The organism is Seinonella peptonophila (genome assembly GCF_900129355.1).
GTDB lineage: Bacteria > Bacillota > Bacilli > Thermoactinomycetales > Thermoactinomycetaceae > Seinonella > Seinonella peptonophila.
Genome location: NZ_FQVL01000028.1, coordinates 1 through 8432 on the forward strand (window position 1 = coordinate 1; position 8432 = coordinate 8432).

2 protein-coding genes are annotated in these 8432 nt (G+C 40.8%); both read right to left on the bottom strand.

Going from position 1 to position 8432, the window contains the following annotated elements:
- Nucleotides 1–5123 (bottom strand): non-ribosomal peptide synthetase (locus tag BUB71_RS18635; RefSeq protein WP_175552430.1); only part of this gene is annotated, 5123 nt, incomplete at its 3' end.
- Between the two features lie 24 nt (nucleotides 5124–5147).
- A partial coding sequence (locus BUB71_RS18640) for a non-ribosomal peptide synthetase (RefSeq protein WP_139279204.1) occupies nucleotides 5148–8432 on the bottom strand: 3285 nt, incomplete at its 5' end.

Genomic DNA, 8432 nt, shown 5'->3' on the forward strand with positions numbered 1-8432 from the left:
GCTTCCGCTTCTGGATGCTGACAAACACGATCCCATAATGGTGCTAAGAGATTAGACTCTAAGATGGGGACCGTTGTTTGATTCCATTGTTGTAACTGAACCTGATCATCTAGAAGTTGCAATCTATATTCATGAATCAGTCGATCTGGTTCATTTACAATTTGTTGGAGCAGATGTTGGAAAAGTTGATTGAACCGCTCAATTGTCTCTGCTCGAAACAAATTAGTATTATATTCCCAAGACACTATCCATTCGTTATTTTCCTCCGCTATATTAAGTGACAAATCAAATTTTGATGTCTCCTGTGGCAAAGGAATGTCGGTAAATGACAAACCTGCTCGATCAGCTAAATCAATGGTTGTTGTTTGCATCGAAAACATCACTTGAAAAAGGGGTGAGTGGCTCAGATGACGCTCTGGTTGTAGTTCATCAACCACTTTCTCAAAAGGAACATCTTGATGTGCATAAGCCTCTAGTGTTCGTTGACGAACATTTGCAAGTAGCTGACGGAACGTTGATGATTTTGATAAGTCGGTTCGAATGACTAACGTGTTGACAAAAAAGCCGATCAAACCCTCTATTTCTGGATGATTTCGATTCGCAATTGGACTGCCCAAAGCGATATCAGCTTGACCGCTAATCCGACTTAGCAAGAGTTGAAAAGCAGCCAGTAAAAGCATATACGGTGTTGCTCCAGCGTGATGTGCTAATGCCTTACATTCATTGATCCATTCTCCTTGCCAACGAACAGTTTGAACCTGCCCTGAAAACGTCTGTTCCGCCGATCGAGGAAAGTCTGTTGGCAATTGTAAAACAGGCGTATCAGCCAATTGCTGCGTCCAGTATTGCAATTGCTGAGCAAAAGATTCTTGTTGTAACCAGTCTCTTTGCCAGCTTGCAAAATCAACATACTGAATCTCTAAAGAAGGAAGCTCACTTTTTCCTTCATAGAGTGTTAACCATTCATCCAATAATAAATGTAAAGACCATCCATCTGAAATAATGTGATGCATATGAATAAAGAGCAACCAGTCTTCCGCACCTAGCTTATAAAGCTTTCCACGTATCAATGGTTCTTTCGTTAAATCAAATGGAGTAAGCGCATCCTGCTTCACATCAATAAAGGCCTGCTCATAAGCATCTGGTTGACTGGATAGATCAAGAACTGTCCATGAGCCAAACTGCTCATCTTGAATCACTTGAAATGCTTGTCCATCTTGTTCATAGAAAAGTGTACGCATGCTTTCATGACGTGCGACCAATTGCCAGTAACAAGCTGTTAGCCGATCTTGATCAAGTGCTCCCGAAACACGCAATAAAAAAGGAATTTGATAAAGCGTCGATTGATCTAAAAATCGTTCAAAAAACCAAAGTCTTTGTTGCGCATAAGAGACAGGATGATGACCTACATCTCTGGATACAGATTGAATCGATGGCAAGGACGCAGGTTGTTGAATCGCTAGCTCCTGCTCAATCTGCCCAGCTAACTCACGAATTGTTGGTGCTTCAAAAATGGAGCGCAATGGTAACTGTAATCCAAAAGCTTGATTAATCCTTGATATTAAACGTGTTGCTAACAGTGAATGACCACCCAAAGTAAAGAAATTGGCAATTGTACTTACCTGTGAAAGCTTTAGGTACTCTGACCATACTTGAGACAACCATTCTTCAATCGGTGTGATGGGTACTTCATACTCCTGTGAAGTTTGCTGCCAATCAGGAGCAGGCAGAGCGTGTCGATCGATTTTTCCATTTGTTGTGAGTGGAAATTCCTCTAGCTCAATAAACATCGCAGGAATCATATATTCAGGCAAGTGATGTTTCAAGATCGACCGCCAATCGAGACCAGCTTCTTCAGTAACCAAGTATGCAACTATTCGTTTCTCATCCATTTGATTATCAACGATTACCAATACTTGACGAACTTGTGGATGAGCAGTTAAAACTGTTTCAATTTCAGGTAGCTCGATTCGAAATCCACGAATTTTCACTTGATAATCCCGTCGACCGATAAATTCAAGATCTCCGCTTGATAAAAAGCGAACCAAATCACCAGTCCGATAAAGACGACCTAACTCAGGATGTTCAATAAATCGATCTTTCGTTAATTCAGCTTGTTGATGATAACCCCGTGCGAGACCATCTCCACCAACAAATAACTCACCAGGTAAACCGACTGGCACTTGCTTCATCTGTTGATCCAATACATAAACCTGAGTATTTGCGATCGGTTTGCCAATCGGAATAGATCTTTTGCCTAACCCATTTGCTGGAATTGGATAATAAGTTGTAAAAGTCGTATTTTCAGTCGGTCCATAAAAATTAATGATCTGCATATCTCCAATCGCAAGCAATTGCTCTACATGTGAGGGAGATGCAATATCTCCTCCCACCATTACTCGCTCTAAATGAGTCAAAGCATTACCGTTCTCTTCAACCATTGTATTGAACAAACCAGTTGTTAACCAAAGAGTCGTAATACCATATTGCGTGATCACATCTCCAATTTCTTGGGGTGTAGCAACCTCAGTAGGCATGATGACAAGTGTTGCGCCATGAAGCAGACTTCCCCATATCTCGAATGTTGAAGCATCAAACGCCAGTGGAGCCAACTGTAGGAATACTTGCTCATCTGAAAAAGGAATATAATCTGTACCCTTCACCAATCTCATTACATTTCGGTGAAGAACCTCTACTCCTTTGGGCTGACCTGTTGAACCTGAGGTAAACATAATATAGAGTAAATCGTCAGCCTCAACTACTTGCTCTGGATTCTCGTCCGACTCGCTTTCAATCGTTTCTTTTTCATGATCCAATATTAATGTAGGGATTGAAAGTTGATCAGCTTTGTTCATCCATTTTTCATCCGTTAAGATATATTGACAATTCAAACCAGATATCATCTGTTGTAGACGTAGAATTGGATCATTTACTCGTAATGGCACATATACTGCACCTAATTTGACAAGCGCAATCAATGAAATGATTTGCTCAATAGAACGATTCATCAGTATCCCTACACATGAACCATTTTGCACACCTTTCGATGCGAAAAAATGAGCTAACTGATTTGCCCGTTGATTTACTTGCTGATAAGTATATTTTTCTGCACCCATTATCAAGGCAGTCTGATGAGGGGTAGCTTTTACTTGACGTACAAACTCTTCACCAATTGAATGGTTACGAGGATATGTCGTTGTTGTTTGATTCCAAGCCCATAACTGCATCTCTTCTTCTGCTGTTAATAAAGAAAAAGAATCAATGACCCGATGAGGCGCTTCCACAATTTCTGCTAATAACTTCTGAAAGTGGTCTCCGATCTGTTGAATTGTTTTTTTTGTAAAAAGGTCTTTATTATATTCGAAAGTAGCAATGAGTCCTTCTTTACGTTCTCTCATCGTTAAAGTAAGGTCAAACTTAGCGATTGGCTGCTGAAGTTCAATCAACTCAGTATTGAGTCCATCAATGGGGTGAAAACCTAACGACATATTCTGTAAGACAAACATGACTTGAAACAGTGGTGAATGGCTTAAGCTTCGGTCTGGGCGCAGTGTTTCAACAATTTGCTCAAATGGAACATCTTGATTTGCATAGGCTTGTAATGCTACTTCTCGAACGCGATTCAAAATATCGATAAAGGTAGGGTTTCCATCAATATTTGTACGAAAAACAAGAGTATTAATAAAAAGTCCAATAAGTCCTTCTATTTCTTTCCGATTCCGATTGGCTACAGGACTTCCCACGGCTAGATCAGTCTGACCTGTATACCGATAGAGTAATAACAAATACGCTGTCAACAAAGTCATAAATAGACTGACACCTTCACGTTGACTAAGCGATTGAAGCGAGGTACTCAATGATTCACTCAATTCAATTGTATGTGTTGCCCCACGATAAGTTTGTTTGGCTGGTCTTACATAATCAGTCGGTAGTTGAAGCACAGGAACATCTTCCAATTGTTTTTTCCAGTATTCCAACTGATTTTTTATCGTTTGGCTATTTACATTTGCCTGTTGCCATACAGCATAATCTCCGTACTGAATGGGTAATACCGCTGGGTTGGGAATACGATCCTGTAAACGAGCTTTATACTGACGGAACAACTCATCCATGAAAACACCCATTGACCAACCGTCACAGATAAGATGATGCACCTGAAGGGAAAAGATCGACTCTTCATCACCGATACGGTATAACGAGCAACGAATTAATGGTCCTTGTTCAAGATCAAAAGGTATTTCGATTTCTTTTTCGATCCGCTGCAACGCTTTTTCTCGTGAATGCTCATCATTACTCAAGTCATATTGATGTAATGGTATTTCGATCTCATTTAAAATACGTTGAACTGGATGTTCTCCAACCTTTAGAAAAACAGTACGAAGGCTTTCATGCTGCTCCACTAACGCATGAATACTTTGATGCCACTTCTTCATATCAAGTTTCCCTTGTAACAGTAAAGAAAATGGGATGTGATACACGGAGGTTCCAGGGCTATATTGCTCAAAAAACCAAATACGCTGTTGCGCAGATGAAAGCGGAAGGTCTTGAGTTCGATCAACTGATTGAATGACAGATACCGCTTTGTCATCCTTTTTTTGATTGATTAATTCTTGTTCGATGTATTGAGCTAATTCCTGGATAGTTGGGATCGTTATTAAGAAATGTCTTGGCAAATCAACTCTAAACGTTTCTGCAATGTGATGCATCATTGCCTCTACATGTTCATTTAATCCCCCAAGCTCATAAAAATGTTGATTGATACCAATCAAATCGGCATCGACCCATTGGCTCCATATTTCTGCAATCATTTCTTCTGTAAAAGACTCAGGTTCTAACCATTGATCTTCTACTGTTGGTAAAGAAGAGTGGTCAAGCCCGCCATCAGCGGAAAGAGGAAACTCTTCCATGATGACGAGCGCCATTTCTATTCCTTTCTTCCATTCTCCCTGCTCTTCTAGAAAGCGAAAGAACTCACCTTTATGAAACATATCTTTTTTGGTAACTTTCAGGTAACAAACCACACGTTGATCCTGTACTTGGATCACAGCTTCTTCTATCGATTGATACTGTTCTAATGTTTTTCGCAGCGCGTACTCATCAATCTGAACATCACTCGTGCTCAAGTGCTGACTCATCCTTTCTTTGTTTTAACTTGTTGTTAATTTGGCAAATAGGTCTTGTTTAATCTGTTCAACAAGTTGAGCAATTGTCGGATTTTCAAATAGATACTTCAACGGAATCTCTTGTCGAAAGACCTCATTCATTCTGGTGACTGCCTGGGTTGCTAATAACGAATGCCCTCCCAATAAGAAGAAGTGATCATGCAAACCAATCTTGTCTTTTTGCAATACCTCAGACCATATCTCTGCCATTTTCCGTTCCATCGGTGTCCGAGGTGCTACATATTTTTCTGAGTCCATCTTTTCTGGTTTTGGTAATGCCTGACGATCAATCTTTCCATTGGGCGTCAATGGTATTTTTTCCAGTGAAATCAGTTGCTGTGGAATCATATATGTTGGTAACTGCTTTCGAAGCTCCTGCTGCCAAGCGAAGCTCTGGTCTGAGCTTAAAACGGCATAAGCAATCAATTGATCATCATGCACAGTTACTACACATTCCTTTATTTCTGGCAGCTGTGATAGCCTTGCTTCAATTTCACCTAATTCCATTCTCATACCGCGAATCTTCACTTGTTGATCTAACCGACCTAAAAATTCTAGATTTCCATTTGCAGCTAAGCGAACTTGGTCACCTGTTCGAAAGAGTCGTCCATAGATAGGATGATGAACAAATCTTTCAGCAGTCATTTCAGGTTGACCATGATAACCACGCGCCAGGCTTGCTCCACCAATATATAGTTCTCCTTTTACTCCTTGTGGAACAGGTTGTTGGTGTTGATTAAGAACATATAGTTTCACATTGGCAATCGCCTGACCAATCGGTGGCAATGTCGTCATTTGTTCTTCACCAATTGGAGTTAAAGCAACTGCTGTTGTCACCACTGTATTTTCCGTAGGCCCATAATGGTTAACAACAGGAATTGGGAACGTAGACTTTGGATATTGACGCAACTGGTCTCCACCCGTAAGAAAAGCTCGCAATGAACCCGCAGAACCCCAAGATAGAGAAAACATTTGCTCCATCAACGGCGTTGGTAAAAAACTATACGTGATTGCTTCGTTTAACAGCCACTCTTGTAATAATTCAGGCTGGATTCGAACATCTTCTTCTGGAATGTGCAGGCTCGATCCACTTGCTAAAGTGGGCCATATTTCCCAGATTGAGGCATCAAACCCAACTCCCGCGATGAAAGACATTCGATCCTTTGTATCCATCTGGTAACGCTCTTGATGCCAATGAACCAAGTTAAACAAAGCCTTATGTGTGATCTCGACGCCTTTTGGTCTACCTGTTGACCCTGAAGTGTAAATCAGATAAGCTAATTGATCTTCATCCACATCAGTTGATAGATTTTCAGATGATTCTTTTCCCCATGCTTCTTCTGCTTCGTCCAGGACAAGAGTTTGCACATCTAATGATTGGACTGATTCATCAAATCGTTTTTGGGTAAGCAGCCAGGTAGCTTGTGCATCAGTGATTACTTCATGAAGTCGCCTGATTGGATGATTTGGATCAACAGGAATAAAGATACCACCTGCCTTATGAACAGCTAATTGTCCAATCACCAGTTCACATGAACGTTCAAGGTAGAGAACTACTTTTGTTTCAGCCCTTACTCCCTCTTTGCGTAGGAAGTGAGCCAATCGATTTGCAGCTTCATTCAACTGACGATATGAATAGACTCGATCTTGGGTACGTAACGCAATAACATTTGGATGGTTTTCAGCAATTTGTTCAACTAACCGATATGGAAGTTTGGTAGATTGATCGGTTACATCCAAATGATCACCAGTTAACTGATCTTCTTGCTGTTCTGGGTCAATGATTGTTAACGATTCGATTGTCTGAGTGGGAGAAGAAGTAAATTGCTCCAATAAGGAGACCCAATGCTGGTGAAGCTGCTCAATTTCCGTCGCATGAAAGTATTGCCGATCATACATCCACTTCACAAATAACTCATCGCCTGGTGCTGTTACTAAACAAAGCGAATACTCGGTTTGCTCTAATCCTTGAATCTCTTTAATCTGTAAATGTGGTTGTTCAAGCCGATCCATCTCTAAATAGTTTTCATAGGCAAATAGATGATGAATCAATGATTGATTTCGTGGAATTCCGCTCCACCCTTGGATATCAATCAAAGAGCAATGTTCATGCTGTCGCATTTCTAATTGTTCTTGTTGAATCTTTCTACAAAGCGTTAATAAATCAATTTCGCCATTAAAACGACAGGATACTGGTAAGGTGTTGATAAAAAGTCCTACTATTTTTTCTACATGTTCTAATGTAGGTGGTCTTCCTGCCACAGCAATTCCGTAACGAACATACTCTTCTCCACTATAAGTGCCCAGCAAAAGAGACCAAGCCGCTTGTAACACCGTGCTGATCGTTAGTTTATGCTGTCTAGCAAACTGTTGTAATCGATCAGTCATCTCTTTCGATAATCTGTTTATCTTCACATCTGTTGCTCTCGCTTGATTTGAGGCAGGCGCCGAAGAAATCCAGGTTGTGGTCTCTTTTGATGACAGTTTCTTCTGCCAATAAGTTTTTGCAGCCTCTTGATTCTGATTTTGCAGCCAGTTGAGATATCGTTCATAGGGTACTTCTTTTTCTATCTCAATGGATGCCCCATCTGCTCGCCGTAAATAATTTTTCCAGACTTGATTTAAGACTAACGACATACTCCACCCATCAAGTAGCAGATGATGATAGGTCCAGAGAAGTCGATAATGATCTTCATCAATCTGAATGAAATGTAGACGGGTCAATCCAGGCTGATCTAACTGAAATCCCTGTTTCCGATCGCTTTGAACCAACTGGTGCCAATTTCTCTCTATCTCTACACTTGTGAATATGCGCCAATCCTGTTTCTCAAACGCATATGTTACATTTGGCACCACAAGCTGAAGCGGCTGCTGCACTCCCTCCCAAAGATAAGCAGTGCGAAACACGGCAAATCGTTGGACAACATCATGCCATGCCTCTTCCCAAGCCTGCTGATTCAGCTCACCTTTTAAGGTAAAGACCATTTGAACAATATAGTCCCCACCCACTTGATCATTTTTGCTATACATTGACTGAAAAAGCATACCTTCTTGCAATGGCGCTAATGGATAAATCTGTTCGATTGCTGGATATTTTTCAGTAAGTTGATCCAATACTTCTTGATCTATCTTTGCCAGAGGGAAGTCAGAAGGTGTATATCCCCCTGCTTCTGCTGAGCAACAATGTGTGATCAATTGTTGTAACTGCTCCATGTATGTCTGGATCAGCCAGTCCATCGTTTGTTGTTCATATTGCTGCTCGCTATACTG